The sequence below is a fragment of the Rossellomorea aquimaris TF-12 genome (assembly GCF_001648555.1).
Taxonomy (GTDB): Bacteria; Bacillota; Bacilli; order Bacillales; family Bacillaceae_B; genus Rossellomorea; species Rossellomorea aquimaris.
The window spans coordinates 105,964-130,850 of record NZ_LQXM01000025.1 but is presented as its reverse complement, the minus strand read 5'-3'; the positions used below and the strand labels follow the sequence as shown (position 1 = coordinate 130,850).

General features: G+C 40.5%; 21 protein-coding genes. 20 read left to right on the top strand and 1 reads right to left on the bottom strand.

Annotated elements, in window-relative coordinates:
- Positions 1-56: 56 nt before the first annotated feature.
- From IQI_RS07175 to IQI_RS07130, 11 genes are all read left to right on the top strand, one after another.
- Entirely contained in the window at positions 57-2,174 is a 2,118-nt protein-coding gene (locus IQI_RS07175; RefSeq protein WP_064091967.1) for a 4Fe-4S dicluster domain-containing protein, read from the top strand.
- Between the two features lie 425 nt (positions 2,175-2,599).
- Positions 2,600-3,787: an acetyl-CoA C-acetyltransferase gene (locus IQI_RS07170; RefSeq protein ID WP_064091966.1), complete on the top strand. Its 1,188-nt coding sequence runs from the start codon at positions 2,600-2,602 to the stop codon at positions 3,785-3,787.
- Between the two features lie 83 nt (positions 3,788-3,870).
- On the top strand, positions 3,871-4,725 hold the full coding sequence (locus IQI_RS07165; protein ID WP_064091965.1) for a 3-hydroxybutyryl-CoA dehydrogenase: 855 nt from the start codon (positions 3,871-3,873) through the stop codon (positions 4,723-4,725).
- Positions 4,726-4,757: 32 nt separating this feature from the next.
- Positions 4,758-5,894, top strand: coding sequence for an acyl-CoA dehydrogenase (locus tag IQI_RS07160; RefSeq protein WP_064091964.1), 1,137 nt, complete (start codon positions 4,758-4,760; stop codon positions 5,892-5,894).
- A 173-nt stretch (positions 5,895-6,067) separates the two neighbouring features.
- On the top strand, positions 6,068-7,207 hold the full coding sequence (locus tag IQI_RS07155; protein ID WP_064091963.1) for an acyl-CoA dehydrogenase: 1,140 nt from the start codon (positions 6,068-6,070) through the stop codon (positions 7,205-7,207).
- 193 nt (positions 7,208-7,400) lie between these two features.
- Positions 7,401-7,529, top strand: a complete 129-nt coding sequence (locus tag IQI_RS21155) for a hypothetical protein (protein WP_268874479.1) — start codon at positions 7,401-7,403, stop codon at positions 7,527-7,529.
- A gap of 81 nt (positions 7,530-7,610) precedes the next feature.
- A complete protein-coding gene (locus IQI_RS07150) occupies positions 7,611-8,264 on the top strand; it encodes a TetR/AcrR family transcriptional regulator (protein WP_408007116.1) in 654 nt (217 codons plus the stop codon).
- Positions 8,261-11,527, top strand: a complete 3,267-nt coding sequence (icmF, locus tag IQI_RS07145; protein WP_064091961.1) for a fused isobutyryl-CoA mutase/GTPase IcmF — start codon at positions 8,261-8,263, stop codon at positions 11,525-11,527. The genes IQI_RS07150 and icmF overlap by 4 nt, the downstream gene beginning before the upstream one ends.
- 544 nt (positions 11,528-12,071) lie before the next feature.
- Positions 12,072-12,254: a hypothetical protein gene (locus tag IQI_RS07140; RefSeq protein WP_064091960.1), complete on the top strand. Its 183-nt coding sequence runs from the start codon at positions 12,072-12,074 to the stop codon at positions 12,252-12,254.
- A gap of 160 nt (positions 12,255-12,414) precedes the next feature.
- Positions 12,415-13,005 carry a DNA-directed RNA polymerase subunit delta gene (gene rpoE / locus IQI_RS07135; RefSeq protein ID WP_064091959.1) on the top strand — a complete coding sequence of 197 codons (591 nt, stop codon included), beginning with the start codon at positions 12,415-12,417 and terminating at the stop codon, positions 13,003-13,005.
- Positions 13,006-13,446: 441 nt separating this feature from the next.
- Positions 13,447-15,051 carry a CTP synthase gene (locus IQI_RS07130; protein ID WP_064091958.1) on the top strand — a complete coding sequence of 535 codons (1,605 nt, stop codon included), beginning with the start codon at positions 13,447-13,449 and terminating at the stop codon, positions 15,049-15,051.
- A 498-nt stretch (positions 15,052-15,549) separates the two neighbouring features.
- Here the strand turns inward: IQI_RS07130 and IQI_RS07125 are convergent, their stop codons facing one another.
- Positions 15,550-16,074 carry a DUF2529 domain-containing protein gene (locus tag IQI_RS07125; RefSeq protein WP_064091957.1) on the bottom strand — a complete coding sequence of 175 codons (525 nt, stop codon included), beginning with the start codon at positions 16,072-16,074 and terminating at the stop codon, positions 15,550-15,552.
- A 206-nt stretch (positions 16,075-16,280) separates the two neighbouring features.
- On the opposite strand from IQI_RS07125, the gene IQI_RS07120 reads away from it, so the two are divergent.
- The 9 genes from IQI_RS07120 (at position 16,281) to IQI_RS07080 (ending at position 24,687) form a co-directional block, all read left to right on the top strand.
- Entirely contained in the window at positions 16,281-16,649 is a 369-nt protein-coding gene (locus tag IQI_RS07120; protein WP_064091956.1) for a response regulator, read from the top strand.
- 175 nt (positions 16,650-16,824) lie between these two features.
- Complete coding sequence (gene fdaB / locus IQI_RS07115; RefSeq protein ID WP_064091955.1) at positions 16,825-17,682, top strand: class IIb fructose-bisphosphate aldolase FdaB; 858 nt, start codon at positions 16,825-16,827, stop codon at positions 17,680-17,682.
- Between the two features lie 179 nt (positions 17,683-17,861).
- Entirely contained in the window at positions 17,862-18,503 is a 642-nt protein-coding gene (gene fsa, locus IQI_RS07110; protein WP_064091954.1) for a fructose-6-phosphate aldolase, read from the top strand.
- A gap of 199 nt (positions 18,504-18,702) precedes the next feature.
- On the top strand, positions 18,703-19,986 hold the full coding sequence (locus tag IQI_RS07105; RefSeq protein WP_064091953.1) for a UDP-N-acetylglucosamine 1-carboxyvinyltransferase: 1,284 nt from the start codon (positions 18,703-18,705) through the stop codon (positions 19,984-19,986).
- A 158-nt stretch (positions 19,987-20,144) separates the two neighbouring features.
- Complete coding sequence (gene glpX, locus IQI_RS07100) at positions 20,145-21,107, top strand: class II fructose-bisphosphatase (protein ID WP_064091952.1); 963 nt, start codon at positions 20,145-20,147, stop codon at positions 21,105-21,107.
- A gap of 424 nt (positions 21,108-21,531) precedes the next feature.
- Entirely contained in the window at positions 21,532-22,794 is a 1,263-nt protein-coding gene (gene rho, locus IQI_RS07095) for a transcription termination factor Rho (protein WP_064091951.1), read from the top strand.
- Between the two features lie 221 nt (positions 22,795-23,015).
- Positions 23,016-23,228 (top strand): 50S ribosomal protein L31, encoded by a 213-nt coding sequence (gene rpmE, locus IQI_RS07090; protein WP_064091950.1) that lies wholly within the window; start codon positions 23,016-23,018, stop codon positions 23,226-23,228.
- 284 nt (positions 23,229-23,512) lie between these two features.
- Complete coding sequence (locus IQI_RS07085; protein ID WP_064091949.1) at positions 23,513-24,124, top strand: thymidine kinase; 612 nt, start codon at positions 23,513-23,515, stop codon at positions 24,122-24,124.
- A gap of 110 nt (positions 24,125-24,234) precedes the next feature.
- A complete protein-coding gene (locus IQI_RS07080) occupies positions 24,235-24,687 on the top strand; it encodes a hypothetical protein (protein WP_064091948.1) in 453 nt (150 codons plus the stop codon).
- Positions 24,688-24,887 lie beyond the last annotated feature (200 nt).

Sequence of the window (24,887 nt, the reverse complement as noted above, 5' to 3'; positions counted from 1 at the left end):
TGTAAAAGTTTGAACAAAGGGGAGTTCTACGAGCCAAAGAAAGGGGAGTGTATTTTATGAATGGGTTACTCATTCTCAATTGGGTTGCATTTATTCTTGTAACCGTTTATGCACTGAGTTTGTTTGTGTATGTAGTGAAGACGAGAATTGAATATATTAAACTCGGTAAAAAAGTCGAGTTCGATCAACGATTCAAGGAACGATTTCAAAAAATACTGGTCAATGTATTTGGACAGAAAAAGCTTTTGAAAGATAAAAAAAGTGGAGCTATCCACGTTATGTTCTTCTATGGATTTATTTTAGTTCAATTTGGAGCAATTGATTTTATTTGGAAAGGACTAGCTCCGGGCAGTCATTTACCATTAGGACCGCTTTATGCTGGTTTTACGTTCTTCCAAGAGCTTGTTACCTTAATGATTTTAGTTGCTGTTGTATGGGCGTTCCACCGTCGATATGTGGAGAAGCTTGTGCGTTTAAAGAGAGGGTTTAAATCTGGCTTAGTTCTTCTGTTTATCGGAGGATTAATGCTATCTGTTCTTGTAGGGAACGGAATGGGGTTAATTTGGCACGGAGAAGAGCTGGCGTGGACAGAGCCGGTGGCTTCACTCATTGCCGGTGCCCTTGGAGCAATTGGAGAAACGGCATCCATCGTTATTTTCTATATTGCTTGGTGGATTCATTTACTCTTCTTATTAGCATTCTTAGTATATGTACCACAATCCAAGCACGCTCATCTTATTGCCGGTCCTGCCAATGTCTATTTTAATCGTTTAGATAATCCAGGAAAGCTGAAGCCGATTGACTTTGAAGATGAGTCAGCAGAAAGCTTCGGGGTAGGAAAGATTGAAGAATTCACTCAGCATCAAATGATCGACTTCTATGCTTGTGTAGAATGTGGTCGTTGTACGAATATGTGTCCGGCTACTGGAACTGGGAAAATGCTTTCTCCGATGGATTTAATCGTAAAGCTGCGTGATCACTTAACGAACCATGGAGCAGCTGTTACCCAGAAAAAACCTTGGGTGCCGACGTTTGCTTTTGATAAAACACAAGGCAACCAAATTGCTTTAGCAAGTGCGACTCAAGCAGCAGAAGAAGCTGCTTCTGCTGCAACATACAGCCCAAGCCTAATCGGTGATGTCATCACGGAAGAAGAAATCTGGGCTTGTACAACATGTCGTAACTGTGAGGATCAATGTCCCGTAATGAATGAACACGTGGATAAAATTATTGACCTTCGCCGTTACTTAGTTCTGACTGAAGGAAAAATGGATGCAGACGCACAGCGTGCTATGCAAAACATTGAGCGTCAAGGAAACCCTTGGGGTCTTAATCGAAAAGAACGTGAAAACTGGCGTGAAGCCAGAGAAGACGTTCATATTCCAACAGTGAAGGAATTGAAAAAAGCTGGAGAAGACTTTGAATATTTATTCTGGGTTGGATCCATGGGTTCATTTGATAACCGAAGCCAAAAAATCGCCTTATCCTTTGCTAAGCTTCTAAATGAAGCAGGAGTGAAATTTGCGATTCTAGGAAATAAAGAGAAAAACTCTGGTGACACGCCTCGTCGTCTTGGTAATGAGTTTTTATTCCAAGAGCTGGCAGGACAAAATATTGCCGAGTTTGAAAAGAACGAAATTAAGAAGATCGTTACAATCGATCCCCATGCTTATAATATTTTCAAAAATGAGTATCCGGACTTTGGTTTAGAAGCAGAAGTGTATCATCATACAGAACTTCTATATGACCTAGTGAAGGAAGGGCGTCTGAAGCCTCAATATGAAGTGAATGAAACCATTACCTTCCATGATTCTTGCTACTTAGGACGCTACAACGAAGTCTATGATCCACCGCGTGAAATACTGAAATCCATCGCGGGAGTGAAACTGATTGAAATGGAGCGTAACCGTGAAAAAGGAATGTGCTGTGGAGCAGGTGGCGGACTGATGTGGATGGAAGAAGACGCAGGCCATCGCGTGAACGTATCTCGTACTGAGCAGGCCCTGGAAGTAAGTCCTTCGGTCATCAGTTCCGGTTGTCCTTACTGCTTAACCATGCTATCTGATGGAACAAAAGCGAAGGAAGTAGAAGATACAGTTTCAACACAAGACGTTGCAGAAATTCTTGAAAAAGCGGTTTGCGGTGATCAAAAAGGTGAGCCGGTAGCTTCGTAAGTTCAAACGTACCTTGTTTTTACACAATAATAAAATGTTCGATAATAGAGATATGAAATGCCCACATGAATAATGAAGTCCAGATTGAATTAATAGGTAGGAGTGAAACAAAATAACCTTTATGGCGTTTCACTCCTATAATTTTTCTAGAATAATGATTTAGTAAGAAAAATAAAAACTTTCTAATAAATCATTACGTTCTAATCGATTTTGCAGTACAATATAATTAATATAAGGGACGGAAAATGTCCCTTCTCTTTTGGACAATAGTCGAGCGAGCGTTCAGTCAAAACTTTTTGAAGTCCCGCTCACTTCATCATTTGCTAAATTGCTTTAATGAAATTTGAAAGCGTATACAATTTGAAAAGAGTGTCTTTACCGCCTGATCAAATCACATCATTCAAATATAAAGGAGAGGGATTTAGATGAGTAAAACGGTTATTTTAGATGGAGCTAGAACGCCTTTTGGAAAATTTGGAGGAAGCTTAAGCAGCTTCACTGCTTCTGAACTTGGAGGCTTTGCTGTAAAGGAAGCACTGAACAGAGCAGGTGTGAATGGAGAAGAAGTAGAGGAAGTCATTCTTGGGTCTGTTCTTCAAGGCGGACAAGGGCAAATCCCTTCTCGTCAAGCGTCACGTCATGCGGGATTGCCTTGGAATGTGAAGACAGAAACCATAAATAAGGTATGTGCATCAGGAATGAGAAGTGTGACATTAGGCGATCAAATCATTCGTGCAGGTGACGGGGAAGTCATCGTTGCAGGTGGTATGGAATCCATGTCTAATGCTCCATATATCCTTCCTAAAGCCCGCTGGGGATTAAAAATGGGTGATGCGAAAGTGAAAGATTTAATGGTTCACGACGGATTAACCTGCAGCTTTAACAACGTTCATATGGGTACGTACGGAAATGCTACGGCAAACGAATTCGATCTTTCAAGAGAAGAGCAGGATCAGTGGGCATTAAGAAGCCATGAACGCGCAGTCAAAGCAACGGAAGAAGGCGTTTTAGGAGAAGAAATCGTAGCAGTTGAAGTGCCTCAACGAAAAGGCGATCCTCTTGTAGTAAATCGTGATGAAGCACCTAGAAAAGACACTTCCTACGAAGTGTTAGCCAAACTGGGACCGGTATTTGGCCCGGAAGGCACGATTACAGCAGGGAATGCACCAGGAGTAAACGATGGAGCAGCTGCCATGGTTCTTATGAGTGAAGAACGCGCTCAAAAAGAAGGCAAAAAACCATTGGCAACCATCCTCGGACACACAGCGATTGCCGTTGAAGCAAAGGATTTCCCTCAAACACCAGGACTTGTTATTAACGAGTTACTGAAGAAAACAGGAAAATCCCTTGAAGAAATCGATTTATTTGAAATCAACGAAGCCTTTGCAGCGGTAGCTTTAACAAGTGGAAAAATTGCTGGCCTAGATCCTGAAAAAGTGAACGTAAACGGTGGAGCAGTGGCTCTTGGACATCCGATTGGAGCGAGTGGCGCACGAATCATCTTAACATTGGCTTATGAATTAAAGCGTCGCGGAGGCGGAATTGGTATTGCTTCCATTTGTAGTGGCGGTGGCCAAGGCGATGCCATCATGATTGAGGTACCGAATCAGTAAAAATAGAGTAGGGTGCCAGGCACCCTTAAACTAATTAAATTCACTAGAATAATAGATTCAATCCAACCAAAGGGGAGAGCGGAATGAAGATAAATAAAGTCATGGTAATCGGCGCGGGACAAATGGGTTCAGGAATTGCTCAAGTGTGTGCACAAGCTGGATATGATGTGTATTTGAACGATTTAAAAGAAGAATTTGTTCAAAAGGGAATCGGAGTCATTACAAAGAACCTTACTCGCTCAGTCGAAAAAGGAAGAATGACTGAAGATGATAAAACAGCCACGTTAAATCGCTTAACAGCATCAACAGATCTGCAAGATGCAAAGAGCGTGGATATTGTCATTGAAGCGGCTGTTGAGAATATGGACATTAAAACAAAGATCTTTGCTCAATTAGACGAAATCACTCCTGAACACACGATTTTAGCTTCCAACACTTCATCTTTACCAATCACAGAAATCGCAGCGGCAACGAAGCGTCCAAAGCAAGTAATTGGTATGCACTTTATGAATCCGGTGCCTGTGATGAAGCTGGTAGAAATCATTCGTGGATTGGCAACAACGGACGAAGTGTATCAAATGATTGAAGATATGACAAAGTCTCTTCAAAAAGTGCCAGTAGAAGTAGAGGACTTCCCGGGATTTGTGTCCAATCGAATTCTAATGCCTATGATCAATGAAGCCATCTTCACTCTTTATGAAGGAGTGGCAAGTAAAGAAGCGATTGATGAAGTGATGAAGCTTGGAATGAACCATCCGATGGGACCTTTAACTTTAGCAGACTTCATTGGACTCGATACGTGTTTATACATTATGGAAACCCTTCACGAAGGCTTCGGTGATGACAAATACCGTCCATGTCCATTACTTCGAAAATATGTAAAAGCTGGATGGCTGGGGCGTAAGACTGGTCGTGGCTTCTACTCATACGAATCTTAACATGTAATAACCAACAGCAGGGGGGAATCAATATGGAGTTGCGATTTACAGAAGAGCAGCAAATGATGAGAAAAATGGTTCGTGATTTTGCTGAAACAGAAATTCAACCTTTTGTTGAAAAAATGGAAGAAGGTCATTTTCCTAGAGAAATATTAAATAAAATGGCTGAGCTTGGATTAATGGGCATCACGATTCCAGAGAAATATGGCGGATCGGAGATGGATTTCACATCGTATATCATTGCGATTCATGAGCTTTCAAAGGTAAGCGCCACCATTGGGGTCATTCTTTCAGTTCATACATCTGTGGGAACCAACCCTATTCTCTATTTTGGGAATGAAGAACAGAAGCAGAAGTACATTCCAAAGCTTGCTTCAGGTGAATACTTAGGAGCGTTTTGCTTAACAGAGCCAAGTGCAGGGTCTGATGCGAAAAGCTTAAAAACAAAAGCAGAAAAGCGCGATGACCATTATGTTTTAAATGGATCTAAAGTTTTCATTACAAACGGTGGAGAGGCAGACACGTATATTGTGTTTGCTACAACTGATCCTACAAAAGGAAGTCGTGGAGTATCGGCTTTTATCGTTGAAAAGGACACTCCAGGTCTTGTCATTGGAAAAGACGAACATAAGATGGGTCTTCATGGATCGAGAACAGTTCAGTTAACGTTTGAAGACATGAAGGTGCCGGCTAAAAACCTTCTTGGTCAAGAGGGTGAAGGCTTTAAAATCGCCATGGCAAACCTTGACGTGGGGCGCATAGGGATCGCTGCTCAAGCACTGGGAATAGCAGAAGGTGCCTTTGAGCATTCCACAGCTTATGCAAAAGAGCGTGTGCAATTTGGAAAACCAATCGCTGCTCAACAAGGAATCGGCTTTAAGCTGGCAGATATGGCGACAGCTGTTGAAGGATCCAAGCTACTTGTTTACAGAGCAGCTAACCTTCGTGCCCAAAACATCTCCTGTGGAAAAGAAGCATCCATGGCAAAGCTTTTCGCATCAAAAACAGCAGTGGAAGTAACGACCGAAGCAATCCAAGTATACGGTGGCTATGGTTATACGAAGGAATATCCGGTAGAAAGACTGTTCCGAGATGCAAAAGTGACGGAAATTTACGAGGGTACGAGTGAGATTCAGAGAATGGTTATTGGGAAGAATTTGTTGGTTTAGGTGAGGGGTGTGCCTGACTTGCACTCTTGGAAGGGTGTATTCTTGCGCATATTCTTAGCGTGTCAGGCACCTGATATGGAATGTAATGTTTAGTGGCGTAAAGGGGTTTGTTTCTTTGGTTGCCTTTTTAGGGTGCCAGACACGGTATGTAGTAGATTATAGGAGGAATAGAGATGAATTTTAAATTGTCAGAAGAGCATGAAATGATACGTAAAATGGTACGGGATTTTGCACGAAAAGAGGTAGCACCTACTGCTGCTGAGCGAGATGAGGAAGAACGTTTCGATATGGAGCTGTTTCATAAAATGGCGGAGCTGGGACTGACAGGAATTCCTTGGCCAGAAGAGTATGGTGGAATCGGAAGTGACTATCTTGCGTACTGTATCGCAGTTGAAGAGCTTTCAAGAGTGTGTGCTTCAATCGGTGTAACACTTTCTGCTCACACTTCTTTAGCAGGATGGCCTGTATACAAATTTGGTACAGAAGAACAAAAGCAGAAGTACCTTCGCCCAATGGCTCAAGGTGAAAAAATTGGTGCCTATGGATTAACAGAGCCAGGTTCCGGTTCAGATGCAGGTGGAATGAAAACCACGGCTCGCCTAGAAGGTGATCATTACGTATTGAACGGCTCTAAAATTTTCATCACAAACGGAGGAATCGCGGACACGTATATCGTATTTGCTTTAACAGATCCTTCACAGCGTCAACGTGGAACTAGCGCCTTTATCGTAGAGAAAGAATTCGAAGGGTTTTCAGTAGGAAAGAAAGAGAAGAAGCTGGGAATTCGTTCATCTCCTACAACGGAGATTGTGTTTGAAGATTGTAAGGTGCCAAAAGAAAACATGCTTGGTAACGAAGGCGATGGCTTTAAAATTGCCATGATGACACTTGATGGTGGCCGTAACGGAATCGCTGCTCAAGCAGTAGGGATTGCTCAAGGAGCACTTGATGCGTCCGTCGAATATGCAAAAGAACGTGAGCAATTCGGCAAGCCAATTGCAGCAAACCAAGGAATTTCCTTCAAAATTGCCGATATGGCAACGTCCATTGAAGCATCTCGTCTATTAACCTATCAAGCTGCCTGGTTAGAATCGGAAGGTCTTCCATACGGGAAAGAATCGGCTATGTCGAAACTAATGGCTGGAGATACAGCAATGAAAGTTACAACAGAAGCGGTTCAAATCTTTGGTGGATATGGATATACGAAGGATTATCCAGTAGAGCGTTATATGCGTGATGCGAAGATTACTCAGATTTATGAGGGGACTCAAGAAATACAGCGTTTGGTTATTTCTCGTATGGTGACGAAGTAGGAAGTTTTGATGGGTGTTGCTTGAACTATTTTGGAATCGTGTCAGACACCCGATTGGATTTGCTTGCTTCTTAGTGTAATTGGGGTTCGTTTGATTGTATGCTGCTTTGGGGTGCCGGACACGGTTTGTGTGTGTGATTGGTAAGAGATAGAGATAGGTTGCCTGCTTTGTTGGGGGATGAGGTGGGTTTTTGATGAGTGTTACTTGGACCATTCTGGAATCGTGTCAGGCACCCTATTGGATTTGCTTGCTTCTTAGCGTAATTGGGGTTCGTTTGATTGTATGCTGCTTTTTGGGTGCCGGACACGGTTTGTATGAGTAGTTGGTTGCCTGCTTTGTTGGGGGATAATGCAGGTGTAGGGGTCAAATGGGAGAATCGGAAGTACAAAGGCGGTCGGTTGTTTTGAATAAGAAAAGAGAAGTTCATGCTTCGGTCAAAGATGAACGTTTAGTAGAAAAGCGGCGTGATCAAATGATTCAGGGAGCTGTCTCTCTATTTAAACAAAAGGGGTTTCATCGCACCACGACAAGGGAGATCGCAAAGGCCGCTGGATTTAGTATCGGAACGCTATACGAATATATACGAACAAAGGAAGATGTATTGTACCTGGTTTGTGACAGCATTTATGAACAGGTTCGATTAGAGCTGGAAGAACTAGACGGTGGAACAGGAACGCTGGAAAGCTTAAAGGTTGGGATTGCACACTATTTTCAAGTGATGGATCGCATGCAGGATGAAGTCCTGGTTATGTATCAGGAAGCCAAGTCCTTATCAAAGGATGCCCTGCCTTATGTTCTGAGAAAAGAGCTTGAGATGGTAGGGATGGTAGAAAACCTTATCATTCGCTGCGTGGAAAATGGGAAGCTTGAACTGGATGAAAACCAAATCCATATGCTCGCTCAAAATGTGTTTGTCCAAGGACAGATGTGGGGATTTCGTCGTTGGGCATTACAGAAACGGTATTCATTAGAAGAATACATTGAGATTCAAATCGAACTGTTATTTTCAGGTGTCATAGGCTTTGAAAAACAAGGGAGAACAGGGGGAGTAATATGAGCACGGTTGAGATTTATAAACCAAAGCACCATGTTCGTTTTGTCACAGCATCAAGTCTGTTTGACGGACATGATGCATCGATCAACATAATGCGTCGGATTATTCAAGCAAGTGGGGCAGAAGTCATTCACTTAGGACATAATCGCTCAGTGGAAGAAGTCGTGAATGCGGCTATTCAAGAGGATGTTCAAGGAATTGCCATCTCCTCATATCAAGGTGGACACGTAGAATACTTTAAATACATGTATGATCTTTTAAAAGAAAGAGGGGCATCTCATATTCGCATCTATGGTGGAGGTGGAGGCGTTATTATTCCACGCGAAATCAAAGAGCTTCATGAATACGGGATTGCACGTATCTTTTCACCAGAAGATGGGAGAACACAAGGTCTTCAAGGCATGATTAATAACATGATTAAAGAATGTGATTTTTCTACGATTAAAAATGATGTCAATCAAGAGGTGGAGAAGCTGGCTACAGGAGATGTGAACACCATCTCAAAGCTGATTTCTCTTGCTGAATACCAGGTTGGGGCGAATAAAGAAGTAGCTGCTACGGCTCAAACTGTTTTTTCTGAGATTAAAGCATTGGCGAAGAAGGTGCCTGTATTAGGGATTACAGGGACTGGTGGAGCAGGGAAGAGTTCCTTAACAGATGAATTGATTCGTCGCTTCTTAAATGAATTACCTGAGAAGAAAATTGCGATTCTTTCCATAGATCCAACGAAACAAAAAACAGGTGGAGCACTTTTAGGAGACCGTATTCGTATGAATGCTATCTTTAATCCACGTGTGTACATGCGTAGTCTGGCTACTCGTGGTTCTAAAACGGAGCTTTCCCTTGCCATCAAGGATGCCATCAATGTAGTAAAAGCAGCGGGATATGATCTTGTCATCGTTGAAACAAGCGGTATCGGCCAAGGGGACGCGGAAATCGCTGAAATCTGTGATATGTCTATGTATGTCATGACAAGTGAGTTTGGCGCTCCTTCACAGCTTGAGAAAATTGATATGATCGACTTTGCAGATCTTATCGTCATCAACAAATTTGAACGCAAAGGCTCTGAAGATGCAAGACGTCAGGTTCAGAAGCAGTACCAACGCAGTCATGTTCAATTCGATAAAGAGCTGGATGACATGCCTGTGTATGGAACAATTGCCAGTCAGTTCAATGATCCAGGAACAAACGCTTTATTTGCTGCGATTGTTGAAACAGTGAATGAAAAAATGAAGGTAGATTGGAAAACAAGTTTTTCAAAAGACGTAGATGTAGAAAAACAAAACGTGATTATTCCAAATAACCGTCGTTATTATCTTCGTGAGATTGCTGAAACTGTTCGTAACTATCACAAAAAAGCAGAAGAGCAAGTAAATCTTGCCCGTCGACTGTTCCAAATAGAAGGGGCAATGGAAGCTGTTCAAGAAAAAGAAGCAAACGACGAAGTACTTACTTCCCTTACAACGTTAAAGCAGGAAGTAGAAAGCAAGCTCACTCCAGAATCAAACCAGATTCTACAAAAGTGGGATGAGTTAAAGGAAACATACAGTAAGGATCAATTCATCACCAAAATCCGTGATAAAGAAATTGTGACGGAGTTAAAAACAAAGAGCTTATCAGGTTTAGATATTCCGAAGGTCTCCCTTCCAAAATATAAGGACTATGGTCAGATTTTGGATTGGGTATACAAAGAGAATGTTCCAGGTTCGTTCCCTTACACTGCAGGAGTGTTTCCTTTTAAACGAAAGGGTGAAGATCCTAAACGTCAATTCGCTGGAGAAGGAACGCCGGAGCGTACGAATCGCCGTTTCCACTACTTATCTAAAGATGATGATGCGAAACGCTTAAGTACAGCCTTTGACTCGGTTACATTATATGGAGAAGATCCTGATCACCGTCCTGATATTTACGGGAAAGTTGGAGAAAGCGGCGTCAGCATTTGTACATTGGATGACATGAAGAAACTGTATGCAGGATTTGATCTTTGCGCTCCATCAACTTCAGTCTCTATGACCATCAATGGCCCGGCACCCATCATCCTTGCTATGTATATGAACACTGCTATCGACCAACAGATTCGCATAAAGGAAGAAGAGCTTGGTCGTGTGTTAACGGTGGAAGAATATGTAGAAGTAAAAGAACAAACCATGCAAGTGGTTCGTGGAACAGTTCAAGCGGATATCTTAAAAGAAGATCAAGGACAGAACACATGTATCTTCTCTACGGAATTTGCTCTTCGAATGATGGGGGATATACAGCAGTACTTTATCGATCATAAAGTACGAAACTATTATTCTGTCTCTATTTCCGGCTATCATATTGCAGAAGCGGGAGCGAACCCGATTTCTCAGCTTGCTTTCACATTAGCAAACGGATTTACGTACGTAGAATACTATTTAAGTCGTGGAATGGATATCGATGCTTTTGCACCAAACTTATCCTTCTTCTTCTCAAATGGTTTAGACCCGGAGTACACGGTCATTGGGCGTGTTGCTCGCCGAATCTGGTCAACGGTCATGCGTGATAAATACGGTGCCAACGAACGCAGTCAGAAGCTGAAGTACCATATTCAGACATCTGGTCGTTCACTTCATGCTCAGGAGATTGACTTTAATGATATTCGTACAACGCTTCAAGCATTAATGGCTCTTCAAGATAACTGTAACTCTCTGCATACGAATGCCTATGATGAAGCGATTACAACACCAACAGAGGAATCTGTTCGTCGTGCCATGGCGATTCAAATGATTATTACGAAGGAACACGGATTGTCGAAAAACGAAAATCCACTTCAAGGTTCGTTCATCGTTGAAGAGCTAACAGATTTGGTTGAGGAAATGGTCCTTACTGAATTTGATCGAATCAACGATCGCGGTGGTGTATTAGGTTCAATGGAAACTCAATACCAACGTGGAAAAATCCAAGAAGAATCTATGTATTATGAAATGAAAAAACATTCAGGGGAGCTTCCAATCGTAGGAGTGAATACGTATCTGAATCCGAATCCTCCTTCAGAAGAGGATATGGATAGTATGGAGCTTGCTCGTGCTACGAAGGAAGAAAAAGAGACTCAAATTCATAACCTACGAGACTTCCAATCACGAAACGAAGATGAAACCGAAGAAGCTCTGCTTCGCTTAAAGCAAGCAGCCGTAAACGGAGGAAACATCTTTGAAGAGTTGATGGAAACCGTGAAAGTAGCCAGCCTTGGCCAAATCACACGCGCTCTTTATGAAGTAGGCGGTCAATATCGCCGTAATATGTAATGAGGATGGGACCACCGTAAAATTTCGGTGGTCTTTTTTTCGATAAGAATGATTCTTGAGACAAAAGTGCATTTCTGAATGAAAATGATGACTTTGGAATAGTGATGGAATTTTTTATTATCAAGTTTTGAAGAGTAATTATCAGCTTTTCGACATTTATTATCAAGACGGGCATTTTTATTTTCAACTAAATTAGTTGTCTCGCTTTTATAGGCAACTTTGTGTGGTTATTAATAAGTTCTAATCTTTATTTTCAATAGAATACGTTTATTATCAAGCACACTTTCTAAAAAAGGAGTAGCTAATCTCCGAAATGCTGTTGGTTTACTCTTTATTTCCTATCCCTCATCATCTAGAACGTATCGGATGACAGAGCTACACAAAATAAAAAAATCCCCTATTTAGTTTAAAAATCCACAACAACGTCTATCCTTTATACGAAATCACACAATTTTTAACATCTTCTTAATAGTACAATGGATATATTTGCTTTATAATGGAAATTGTCAGATAAGTAAGAATAACACATACTGGATGTGAAACTGTGAAGACCATTTTACGCTATTCTTTTTTTATTATGATCATGTACTTGGCCATTCTCTTATATCGATTTCATTTAGGGGCAATCCCGTTTTTTTTAGTATCCTTTTATCTCTTTTATGAAGCGTTTCGAATCATTCGAAACGGTGAAAAAGAAGAGAAATGGGGCAAGGGGAAGCCATCCTGAACAGTTAATAGAAAAAAACTGGAGAAAAACCAGATAAATCTAGCATAAAGTCATTTTTATTGTTTATAATGGATGATATGCTCTAGTATTAATAATGGAGAATTTTTGCCCTTTTTACTCTACATAGTAGAGTGTTAAATAGAGAAAGGAAGTGCGTAAATTGAGTCTAAAACAGTTATCTAAAGAAGAATTGCGTCAAACGTCATTCATTGAAATTGCACATGAACTTTTAGTTGAGAAAAAGAAAGCAATGTCATTTGAAGAGGTTTTAAAGGAAATTAAAAGTTTACTTGGGATTTCTGAATCAGAAGTCCGCAAGCGTCTAGTTCAATTTTATACAGACTTAAACATTGACGGCCGTTTCCTTGCCCTTGGTGATAACCGTTGGGGTTTAAGAGAATGGTATCCTGTTGATCAAATAGAAGAAGAAACGGTTCCAACGATGAAATCTTCATCTAAGAAAAAGAAAAAAGCAAAGAAAAAAGATGAAGAAATCGATTTAGAAGATTATGATGATTTAGACGATGAAGATCTTGATTATGATGATCTTGATGATACAGAAGATGATGATCTTTTAGATGACGACGATGATGATGACGATGACGACGTTGCTGATGATACATCAGATGATCTGGATGACTTAGATGATGACGATGATGAAGAGGTATTAGAAATCGACGGATTAGAGATTGAAGATGATGAAGCTGAAGAGGAAGATGATGACGAAGACGAGGAAGATGAAAAGCTGTAATTCATTCTCCTACTCAATTAGTATATCTTCTCTTTATTCTATGCTTGACTTCTTTCTTGTAGGAAGGTAGTATTTTATTTGGGCTCCTTAAAAAAGGACGAATAAGAGATTACAACGCTCCCCTTACTATATTGTAAGTGGGGCGTTTTTTATTTTGGTAAGAAGAAAGTGGGTATTGATTGAGTGAGCAAGGGTGTTTTTTCAACATTCTTATCCTATGTATCGCTCCTCTGATCAACACGCTTTTAACTTTGCTAGACCCCTTTACAACACTATGTATATTGAAAATAAGAGGCTGTCTTTTAGCTATTTTTTTGTTAGTAAATTTATTTTAGAGAATGGAGTACTCCTTCTTTGAACAAGATAAATTCATGACATAAATACATAGGAGACACCCTCTACTTTTTTTGAACTAAACTTACTTTGAAGGGGGACATATACATGACTAAGTATATTTTTGTAACAGGCGGCGTAGTGTCGTCACTAGGGAAAGGGATTACAGCAGCGTCCCTTGGAAGGCTACTGAAAAATCGTGGAGTCAGCGTCACGATTCAGAAATTTGATCCTTATATTAACGTGGACCCAGGAACAATGAGTCCATATCAACATGGTGAAGTATTCGTAACCGATGATGGTGCGGAGACAGATTTAGACTTAGGTCACTACGAGCGTTTTGTTGATATTAACTTAACAAAATACAGCTCAGTAACGACAGGTAAAATCTACTCAACTGTTTTGAAAAAAGAGCGTCGTGGTGATTATTTAGGTGGAACGGTACAAGTTATTCCACATATCACAAACGAAATCAAAGAGCGCGTTTATCGTGCCGGACGTGAAACAAATTCAGATGTTGTTATCACAGAAATTGGCGGAACAGTAGGGGACATCGAATCTCTGCCATTCTTAGAAGCGATTCGCCAAATTAAGAGCGACGTCGGTCGTGAAAATGTAATGTACATCCACTGTACATTGGTTCCTTATATTAAAGCAGCGGGTGAAATGAAAACAAAGCCGACACAACATAGTGTAAAAGAGCTTCGTAGTCTTGGAATTCAGCCAAATGTCATTGTGGTTCGTACAGAAATGCCTATGACACAGGATATGAAAGATAAAATTGCTCTGTTCTGTGATATTGATAAAAATGCTGTAATAGAAGCAATGGATGCAGATACACTTTATTCTGTCCCTCTTGCTTTACAAGATCAAAAGCTTGATGAAATTGCATGCAAGCATTTACATTTAGATTGCCATGAGCCGGATATGACGGAGTGGAACGCCTTGGTTGATCGAGTTCGAAATCTATCTCGTAAAACAACCATCGCCCTTGTTGGGAAATATGTTGAATTACAAGATGCGTATATCTCAGTTGTAGAAGCTTTACGTCATGCGGGCTATCAATTTGATAGTGACATTGATGTTAGATGGTTAAACTCTGAACTGATCAATCAGGAAAATGTCGCTGAAAAGTTAGCAGATGTAGATGGAATTCTAGTACCAGGTGGCTTCGGTGACCGTGGAGTAGAAGGGAAAATCGTCGCTACCCAGTTTGCCCGTGAAAACAAGGTGCCATTCCTTGGTATCTGTCTTGGTATGCAGCTGGCATCTGTGGAATACGCACGAAATGTCCTAGGTTTAGAAGGTGCTCACTCAGCGGAGTTGAATCCAGATACACCATACCCGATTATTGACCTGTTACCAGAACAAAAAGACATTGAGGACTTAGGTGGAACCCTTCGTCTTGGATTATATCCATGTAAGCTGGAAAAAGGATCAAAAGCTTATCAAGCTTATGATGGAGAAGTAGTCTACGAGCGTCACCGTCATCGTTTTGAATTTAATAATCATTATCGTGATCAAATGGAAAAAGCCGGATTCATCTTTTCAGGTACAAGCCCAGATGGCCGACTTGTTGAAATTATCGAGTTAAGCGATCACCCTTGGTTCGTCGCATCTCAATTCCATCCAGAATTCACTTCTCGTCCAACACGTCCACAGCCTCTATTTAGAGACTTTGTAGAAGCGTCATTAGCGTTTGGTGAAAAATAATAGTTGATTTAAAACCGCTCTCTGTTTAGGAGGGCGGTTTTTTGTATGTTGGAAGAGCTTTGTAGCTAATTATTGGAGAAAACGTTGCTTTTATCGAGAAGAAAATAGTAGTTGATTTCCGCTCTAGGATGCTCGCTTTCCACGGGGCGGGCGGTGAGCCTCCTCGGCTGCGCCTGTGGGGTCTCACCTTCCCGCTATTCCCGCAGGAGTCGAGCACCTTCCGCTCCAATCAACTTTCTAAGCATGAATTCTTTTAGAAGAAATTTTAAAAAAGAGAGTATTTGTCAATTACAGCTTTCGAAATTGTTTTTGTCATTACTAATCTCGATCATGAAATTTCTTATAGATGGTGAGGGGTGACTCCGCAAACTCCTGCGGAAGTACGGAGAAGAGGAGACCCAGGAAGTGAAACTATTCGTCTCACCATCCAGCACCCCCCCTAAAAAACCCAAAACAAAAAACCCATCCCTAACCAAGGAATGGATCCCGAATATCTATCTACTCTTCATACTCTTCTAACATTTCCCGAATGACAAACCCAATGGCGAAATAAAGATAAAGGGCTGCCATACTTGAGGGAAAGCATACTCTTTCTCCTATTTCATCTCCAGGAAGTAATCCTTTTACCACTTTTGTATCTAAATGAAGATCCGCTATTTTTTCCAGGCTATCTTCCGCTTCTACTAAGCCGGAAATAGCCACAAAAGGGACACCTTCTGCCTTTAATTTTTTCCCGAATAAAAGAGCTTCCTCATCTGTTGAAAGTCGACTAACAACGAATACACGGTCTGCTTCAGTCAGTTTGACAGAGGAGTCATATCTCTTTGCAGAAGGTAAAGGTTCGGCACCATAAAGGGCTTCCGCTGTTACAGCCTCCATTTCACCATAGGATTGTAAATAAATATTTCCTTGCCCGATGGCAGCTTGAGCCAGTAAACGGGAGGCATCCTCAATTTGAAATTCTTGTTTATCATATATCCTTTTAAATAGTCCTGTTAATTGGGTGGTAAACATTTTTATCATACTCTCTACTCCTTTACTGAAACCTATAACTTCCTCTTCGACATTTATGAATGTAAGGCTTATTATATAGGGGAAGATGGTCACAAGTAAAATATTGAGAAAAAGAAGGATATTTTGCTAGAAAGAGAGAAGTAATAGAGATATAATAAATCGTTTTTATTACTTATTTACATAAACTAAATTTCAATAAAAAGGGGATAAGTCGAATGAATGAGAAAATTCTTATTGTGGATGATCAGTTTGGTATAAGAATCCTATTAAATGAAGTATTGCAAAAGGAAGGCTACCAAACCTTTCAAGCAGCTAATGGAATTCAGGCACTAGAAATAGTAGATAACCATTCCCCAGATTTAGTATTACTTGATATGAAGATTCCAGGTATGGATGGAATTGAAATTTTAAAAAGAATGAAACAGAAGGATGCAGACATACGCGTCATAATCATGACAGCTTATGGAGAATTGGATATGATTCAGGAAGCAAAGGATCTTGGAGCCCTTACGCACTTTGCCAAGCCGTTTGATATTGATGATATTCGCCAAGCTGTGAAACAATATATTCCTGCCAAGCGTTAATGTGCGAATAGTAAAAATAGTAGTATTTTTAACATTTCGACTCTGCGGTTGGTAAAATCAATTCTCTTTTGGTATGATACAAGTGAAATTGTAAACAATGTCATAAGGTGCTGTAAAAAACACCGCCATTTATACCCAAATGGTACACTGACTACAATAAAGGGAGGAAATAAATATGCCTTTAGTTTCTATGAAAGAAATGCTTATTCAAGCAAAAGAGAACAGCTATGCTGTAGGTCAATTTAACCTGAATAACCTTGAGTTCACTCAAGCGATCCTACAAGCTGCTGAAGAAGAGAAATCACCTGTTATTCTTGGTGTTTCTGAAGGGGCAGCTCGTTACATGAGTGGCTTCAAAACAGTTGTGAAAATGGTTGAAGGTCTTATGGAAGACTTAAACATTACAGTACCTGTTGCGATCCACTTAGACCATGGTTCAAGCTTTGATAAATGTAAAGAAGCAATCGATGCAGGGTTCACTTCTGTTATGATCGACGCTTCTCACGGTCCTTTCGAAGAGAACATTGAAATCACTTCTAAAGTGGTAGAATATGCTCACTCTAAAGGTGTTTCTGTTGAAGCAGAACTAGGAACAGTTGGCGGACAAGAAGACGATGTCATTGCTGACGGTGTCATTTATGCAGATCCTAAAGAGTGTCAAGAACTTGTAGAACGTACAGGTATTGATACGCTTGCACCTGCTCTAGGTTCAGTACACGGACCATATAAAGGTGAACCAAACCTAGGATTTAAAGAAATGGAAGAAATCGGGGCTGCTGCAGGAGTACCATTAGTACTTCACGGTGGAACTGGAATCCCTACTAAGGATATCCAAAAAGCGATTTCTTACGGAACGGCAAAAATCAATGTAAACACTGAAAATCAAATCACTTCTGCTAAAGCAGTACGCGAAGTATTAGCGGCTGACACAGAAGTTTATGATCCACGTAAATACATGGGACCAGCTCGTGAAGCAATCAAGGCAACAGTAATTGGTAAAATGCGCGAATTTGGTTCTTCTAACAAAGCGTAAAGATAAAGGCGATATTTGGAAAGTGTTCTAATTTCGATTAAAGGCTTTCCTTATGGGGTAGAAATAGAATGAAACGGTTGGATAGGACTGGCACCAGGAGAGGGATTGAACCTTTTGGGTCAGTCCTTTCCGTTACTTAAAGTTTATTGAAAATTTTGTCGAAGGATGGGATTTATAAAATGAAATTCTTTATTGATACAGCAAATATGGATGAAATCAGAGAAGCATACAACTGGGGCGTCATCTCAGGAGTAACAACCAATCCTTCTCTAGTAGCAAAGGAAAAAAATGTGACATTCGAAGAACGCCTGAAAGAAATTACGGAGCTCGTCCCTGGATCCGTTAGTGCAGAAGTCATTGCAACGGATGCAGAAGGAATGATTAAAGAAGGTAGAGAGCTTGCGAAAATAGCGCCAAACATTACTGTAAAGCTTCCAATGACGCCAGATGGATTAACGGCTGCATCTACGTTTGCTAAAGAAGGAATTAAAACGAATGTTACGTTAGTATTTAGTGCGAACCAAGCGCTTTTAGCTGCTCGTGCTGGAGCGACGTATGTATCTCCTTTCTTAGGAAGATTAGATGATATCGGCCATGATGGTCTAGAGCTTGTTTCTAAAATTGCTGAAATCTTTGCGATTCATGGTTTAGAAACAGAAATCATCGCTGCTTCCACTCGTCACCCGCAGCACATTACTGAAGCTGCTATGAGAGGTGCTCATATTGCAACGGTTCCTCTTAAGGTGTTAAAGCAATTATTTAATCATCCTTTAACTGATAAAGGAATTGAAGCATTCCTTAACGACTGGAACAATCGATAAGAGTAGGTCAAATGGGCTAACCGAAAAAAATTCGTTTATCCTATACATGTTTTAAAGAATTATGTATAAACTAGTAGACAATACTTCTTAGACCGTCTACTATTGGAAAAATAATCCTTTTTGTCTTTGGTTGAGAATTTCATTGTCTATCAACTAGTAGACAAACGTCCTCATCAATGAACAGGGAAGGGAGTTTAAAATGGAAAAGCTTAAAATTGCAGGAGGCTACCCACTTGAAGGAACAATCAAAGTAAGTGGAGCGAAAAATAGCGCAGTAGCCTTAATACCAGCAACTATTCTTGCGGATTCTCCAGTAACGATTGAAGGGTTACCTGATATTTCTGATGTAAGAACCCTACAAGACTTGTTAGAAGAAATCGGTGGAACAGTTCAGTTAGAAGATGGAGATATGACTGTTGACCCAAGTCAAATGGTATCCATGCCGTTACCTAGTGGGAAAGTAAAGAAACTACGAGCTTCTTATTACTTAATGGGAGCAATGTTGGGTCGTTTTAAAAAAGCGGCAATTGGTTTACCAGGTGGATGTCATCTTGGACCTCGTCCCATCGATCAGCATATTAAAGGGTTTGAAGCCCTGGGAGCTGAAGTAACCAATGAGCAAGGGGCTATCTATCTTCGGGCTGACGAATTAAAAGGTGCTCGAATCTATCTCGATGTTGTAAGTGTAGGGGCAACTATTAATATTATGCTTGCAGCTGTTCGTGCCAAAGGCAGAACCATTATTGAAAACGCAGCAAAAGAACCGGAAATTATCGATGTTGCTACGTTATTAAGTAATATGGGAGCCAGGATTAAAGGGGCAGGAACCGATGTTATCAGAATTGATGGAGTAGATGAGCTTCATGGGTGTCGTCACACCATTATTCCAGACCGTATCGAAGCTGGTACTTTCATGATTCTTGCAGCTGCGGTTGGAAAAGGGGTTTTAGTAGACAATGTCATCCCTTTACATATGGAATCGGTCATTGCGAAACTCCGGGAAATGGGCGTTCCTGTTGAAACCAACGATGATCAAATTTTTATTGGTGGAGCAGACAAGCTAAAGGCCGTGGACATTAAAACATTGGTATATCCAGGCTTTCCAACAGACTTACAGCAACCTTTTACTGCCTTATTAAATAGAGCAGAGGGATCAGCTGTTGTGACGGATACAATTTATTCGGCTCGATTCAAGCATATCGACGAATTAAGAAGAATGAACGCCACGATAAAAGTGGAAGGGCGCTCCGCCATCGTAAATGGCCCAGTTCAACTACAAGGGGCAAAGGTGAAAGCAAGTGACTTAAGAGCAGGAGCAGCCCTTGTGATTGCTGGTCTTATGGCCGAAGGAGTCACTGAAGTAACAGGTCTTGAACATATTGATCGTGGTTACAGCGATCTTGTGAAAAAGCTCGAAGGACTTGGAGCAACCATTTGGCGTGAAAAAATGACAGCAGAAGAATTAGAGCAATTAAAGTCATAGTTGGAAAGAACGTGTAAATTTCTCTACCTTAAGAGCTATTGTGTACCTTTTTTTAAAAAAAGTCTCCCTAATCCCTCTAATGTGTTACAATAAATCTGTTAATATGTTATACAATTTCGTTTATTGTAAAACAAAAGGGAATACGGGAGGCTATATACATGGAAAGAAGTTTATCAATGGAGCTAGTTCGAGTAACTGAAGGAGCTGCACTTGCATCGGCTAGGTGGATGGGTCGCGGTAAGAAGGATGAAGCAGATGATGCTGCTACTTCTGCAATGCGTGACGTTTTCGATACCGTCCCTATGAAGGGAACTGTTGTAATCGGCGAAGGAGAAATGGACGAAGCACCAATGCTATATATAGGTGAGAAACTAGGGACAGGCTATGGTCCACGTGTAGACGTAGCTGTAGATCCGTTAGAAGGAACAAACATTGTTGCTTCTGGAGGATGGAATGCACTGGCTGTATTAGCAGTGGCGGACCACGGAAACCTACTAAACGCACCAGATATGTATATGGATAAAATAGCAGTAGGACCAGAAGCAGTCGGGAAAATCGATATTAATGCTTCTGTTATCGATAATTTAAAGGCCGTAGCGAAAGCGAAAAACAAGGACATTGAAGATGTCGTTGCCACTGTTTTAAATCGCCCGCGTCACGAACACATTATTCAACAGCTTAGAGAAGCAGGAGCTCGAATTAAGCTGATCAATGATGGAGATGTTGCAGGTGCTATGAATACAGCGTTTGATCATACGGGTGTAGATATTTTATTTGGTTCAGGCGGTGCTCCTGAAGGAGTGCTTGCAGCCGTTGCATTAAAATGCTTAGGCGGAGAGATACAAGGAAAGCTTCTTCCTCAAAACGATGCTGAGCTTAAACGCTGCATTAGCATGGGACTTGATGTAGAAAAAGTTTTAAGAATGGAAGACCTTGTCTGTGGAGACGATGCCATTTTTGCTGCAACAGGAGTAACTGACGGTGAATTGCTAAAAGGTGTTCAGCTTAAAGGGGCATACGGCTTAACTCACTCTGTCGTTATGCGTGCAAAGTCTGGAACAGTCCGCTTCATTGATGGACGTCACAGCCTTCAGAAAAAGCCTAACCTGGTCATGAAATAAACTCTTCTACTAAGAATCCATGAAAGGGTAGATTCAAACCTCTGCCCTTTCAGGAATCTTATCATTCATTTTTTTCTTCTAGTATGAAGCTACCTAATTTTCATTAAATTACCTTCCTTTTATTTATTCACTAGAGATTACTTTTAAAGAAATAGGGAAAACATATGAGGTCTACCTTCATAGGAGATTGGCTAATATGACCTATCTTTCTTATTATATGATAGGCCCTTAAAAGGCTCCTTGCACTTTACACTAGAATAAGGTTACAATAGATTAGGTTTTTTATCTTCAGCATTTATTCTCTTACAAAGGTTCTTAATAGAAAAAAGCCTTTAATATGCTTCAACGATTACTTCTTCATTTTAAAAACTACCCATCAAATCGATATCTATGGTAGAACAAATTAATAAAGCGTGGTGTCATAATGGAAGAGTTAACAATTTCTAGCTTAGAAAATATGAAGCTAAAAGAGCTTTACGAGCTAGCCAAACAATACAAAGTTTCTTATTATAGTAAATTAACAAAAAAAGAATTGATTTTTGCCATTCTTAAAGTTCGTGCAGAACAAGAGGGCTTCTTCTTTATGGAAGGTGTACTTGAAATTATCCAATCAGAAGGATTTGGATTTTTAAGACCAATCAATTATTCTCCAAGTTCTGAGGATATTTACATTTCGGCTTCTCAAATTCGTCGCTTTGATCTGCGTAATGGAGATAAAGTGTCTGGAAAAGTACGTCCTCCAAAAGAAAACGAGCGTTACTTTGGATTACTTCATGTAGGAATGGTAAATGGAGAAGAGCCAGAAGCAGCGAAAGAACGTGTTCATTTCCCTGGTTTAACGCCTTTATATCCTGATCGCCAAATGAAATTAGAGACGACACCAAATAAAATCTCTACACGAGTGATGGATTTAATTGCTCCAGTAGGTTTTGGTCAACGTGGATTAGTAGTAGCTCCGCCTAAAGCGGGTAAAACGATGCTGATTAAAGAAATTGCTAACTCTATCACAATGAATCATCCAGAAGCAGAACTAATCATTCTTCTTATTGATGAACGTCCAGAGGAAGTAACGGACATCGAACGTTCGGTTGAAGCGGAAGTCGTAAGCTCTACTTTTGATGAAGTGCCAGAAAATCATATCAAGGTAGCCGAATTGGTTCTTGAGCGTGCCATGCGTTTAGTGGAACACAAGCGTGACGTTGTCATTCTTATGGATAGTATTACTCGTTTAGCACGTGCTTATAACCTGGTAATCCCACCAAGTGGACGAACTCTTTCTGGTGGTATTGACCCGGCTGCATTCCACCGTCCGAAGCGATTCTTCGGTGCTGCTCGTAATATTGAAGAAGGTGGAAGCTTGACAGTACTTGCTACTGCTCTTGTTGACACCGGTTCTCGTATGGATGATGTCATTTATGAAGAGTTCAAAGGAACAGGAAATATGGAGCTTCATCTTGATCGTTCACTAGCTGAACGCCGTATCTTCCCAGCGATTGATATCCGTCGTTCTGGTACACGTAAAGAAGAACTTCTTATTCAGCCAGATCACCTTGAGAAGCTTTGGGCTATTCGAAAAGCCATGTCGGATCAGCCGGATTTTGCTGAAAAGCTTATGCGTAAGCTAAAGCAATCGAAAACAAATGAAGAATTTTTCAATGTGTTGACAGAAGAATCCAAGAAGCGTTAAGCTGTAAATCGGATTCCATTTCAAGTGAAAAAGTGATCGCTAATTTTCCATTTAGTAGGTTGCAAAAATCACTTGTCCTTGTTATACTATTATCAATGTGTTTTTAAAATTGGATGCGGTAAGGGGCTGGCTATAACTCTCATGCTTATGCTCATATCGCATATATCTCGTAATAAATTACTCTGTTTCAGATGATTCAGGGCGGAAGGAGATGAAAAGAAATGAAATCAGGAATTCATCCTAATTACAACACTATCACTGTTAGTTGTGCATGTGGTAATGAATTTGAAACTGGTTCTGTAGCGGAAGAAATGCGCGTTGAGGTATGTTCTGAATGCCATCCATTCTACACAGGCCGTCAAAAATTCGCCGATGCTGGTGGACGTGTTGACCGTTTCAACAAAAAATACGGTCTTAAAGAAAAACAACAATAATGAAGAAATAGAAGAACAAAATGCTGCATAGGATTTTGTTCTTCACTTCATCAAAACAGGCAAGGATCTTCATGCTTGCCTGTTTTTTATTACGTTTAAAGCTTTATTTTTAGACATAGAGGCAGTTATTTAAGAGCTGTGCCTCTTTTTTTCTGTCAAATAACAGGAATTCAAGCATTTTTCTCGTACATAAAGGAATGCTTTATGATAAAGATATTGTATTTGTCGTTCGTTTTTCGTCAATTTTTCTATAAAATATTGCGTTAGGAAGGAGAGGCGCTTTCGTGTATGTCATGAAACAGACGGGTTGGGTAGAAGTCATTTGCGGCAGTATGTTCTCTGGAAAATCAGAAGAGCTTATTCGCAGAGTAAGACGCACCCAATTCGCTAAACAGGCAATTGCTGTGTATAAACCGAAACTAGATAATCGCTATAGTGATGAATCAGTTGTATCTCACAACGGTACCTCTGTCATTGCCCATGCCGTAGAAAGTTCAACAATCATCCTTGAACATCTAGATCCAAAGGTAGACGTAGTCGCTATTGATGAGGTTCAATTTTTTGATGAAGGCATCGTGGACGTCGTTCAAAAATTAGCCAACAGTGGATACCGCGTCATTTTAGCCGGACTAGACCAGGATTTTCGTGGGGAACCATTTGGACCAATGCCAGACCTTATGTCCGTTGCAGAACAAGTAACGAAGCTACAAGCAGTTTGTGCAGTTTGCGGCTCTCCAGCCAGTCGAACACAACGATTAATCAACGGTGAACCAGCTGGATATGATGATCCCATCATCCTGGTTGGAGCATCTGAAGCATATGAACCAAGATGCCGTCATCATCATGAAGTTCCAAAAGGAATTAGCGTAACACCTGATATGGTAAAGGAATTATAATTTTATTATAAGCAAAGTCCCTGTATAGGAGGCTTTGCTTTTTTTATAGGCAAAAAACACCAACATAAGCACCTCCGAGATGGAAATCCTAAATACAGGAGGTGTTTTGAATGAAAAGAATGCTACTTGCTCTGTTTTTTACGCTTGTGTTTATTTTGGTGACAGCCTGCGGAGTGAATCAGGAGTCAGAATACGGCTATCATGAAGATCGAAATGGAACCCGATTTATTGATAATCGAACAGACAAATTAGACAACCGACAAGATAGAAATGTGAGAGAAATAACAAATCAAAACCCAAATTTCCCTAATTTAACGAATTCAATGGAAAACACTTCAACCACAATGGGTGTATACGAAGATAAAGCTAGGGAAGTAGTAAATAAATATACAGAATACGATGCAGACGAAGTATGGATAAATGGAGAACAGATGTGGGTGACAGCACATACTCGAAAAGAAATGAATACGGCTCAAATTGATAAAGAAGAAGCAAAATTAAAGAAAAGATTAGAAAAAGCCATTCCTCGATACAATGTAAATGTAAAAATTACAGAGCGATAGAGAACGGGTAGGCAGGTTTCTGCCTGCCTAATGTTGTTTGCGTGGGGAATCGATCCGAAAATAGTTAAAATAGGTCCGATTTACGAGAAATACGATCCGATTTCCACCAAAATCTAGCCGAAAACGACGATAATCAATCCAATCCAGCTACAAACCAATCCGTTTTACATATAAACCCAATTTACCACCTCAGCTTCCTT

Bases quoted from the DNA above. Each gene is read 5' to 3' on its own strand.
- IQI_RS21155 (WP_268874479.1), top strand. From the start codon at position 7,401: ATGAGTGTTACTTGGACCATTCTGGAATCGTGTCAGGCACCCTATTGG.
- icmF (WP_064091961.1), top strand. From the start codon at position 8,261: ATGAGCACGGTTGAGATTTATAAACCAAAGCACCATGTTCGTTTTGTC.
- IQI_RS07175 (WP_064091967.1), top strand. From the start codon at position 57: ATGAATGGGTTACTCATTCTCAATTGGGTTGCATTTATTCTTGTAACC.
- IQI_RS07120 (WP_064091956.1), top strand. From the start codon at position 16,281: ATGAATGAGAAAATTCTTATTGTGGATGATCAGTTTGGTATAAGAATC.
- fsa (WP_064091954.1), top strand. From the start codon at position 17,862: ATGAAATTCTTTATTGATACAGCAAATATGGATGAAATCAGAGAAGCA.
- IQI_RS07170 (WP_064091966.1), top strand. From the start codon at position 2,600: ATGAGTAAAACGGTTATTTTAGATGGAGCTAGAACGCCTTTTGGAAAA.
- glpX (WP_064091952.1), top strand. From the start codon at position 20,145: ATGGAAAGAAGTTTATCAATGGAGCTAGTTCGAGTAACTGAAGGAGCT.
- rpmE (WP_064091950.1), top strand. From the start codon at position 23,016: ATGAAATCAGGAATTCATCCTAATTACAACACTATCACTGTTAGTTGT.
- IQI_RS07125 (WP_064091957.1), bottom strand. From the start codon at position 16,074: ATGATAAAAATGTTTACCACCCAATTAACAGGACTATTTAAAAGGATA.
- fdaB (WP_064091955.1), top strand. From the start codon at position 16,825: ATGCCTTTAGTTTCTATGAAAGAAATGCTTATTCAAGCAAAAGAGAAC.
- IQI_RS07160 (WP_064091964.1), top strand. From the start codon at position 4,758: ATGGAGTTGCGATTTACAGAAGAGCAGCAAATGATGAGAAAAATGGTT.
- IQI_RS07165 (WP_064091965.1), top strand. From the start codon at position 3,871: ATGAAGATAAATAAAGTCATGGTAATCGGCGCGGGACAAATGGGTTCA.
- IQI_RS07105 (WP_064091953.1), top strand. From the start codon at position 18,703: ATGGAAAAGCTTAAAATTGCAGGAGGCTACCCACTTGAAGGAACAATC.
- rho (WP_064091951.1), top strand. From the start codon at position 21,532: ATGGAAGAGTTAACAATTTCTAGCTTAGAAAATATGAAGCTAAAAGAG.
- IQI_RS07080 (WP_064091948.1), top strand. From the start codon at position 24,235: ATGAAAAGAATGCTACTTGCTCTGTTTTTTACGCTTGTGTTTATTTTG.
- IQI_RS07130 (WP_064091958.1), top strand. From the start codon at position 13,447: ATGACTAAGTATATTTTTGTAACAGGCGGCGTAGTGTCGTCACTAGGG.
- IQI_RS07155 (WP_064091963.1), top strand. From the start codon at position 6,068: ATGAATTTTAAATTGTCAGAAGAGCATGAAATGATACGTAAAATGGTA.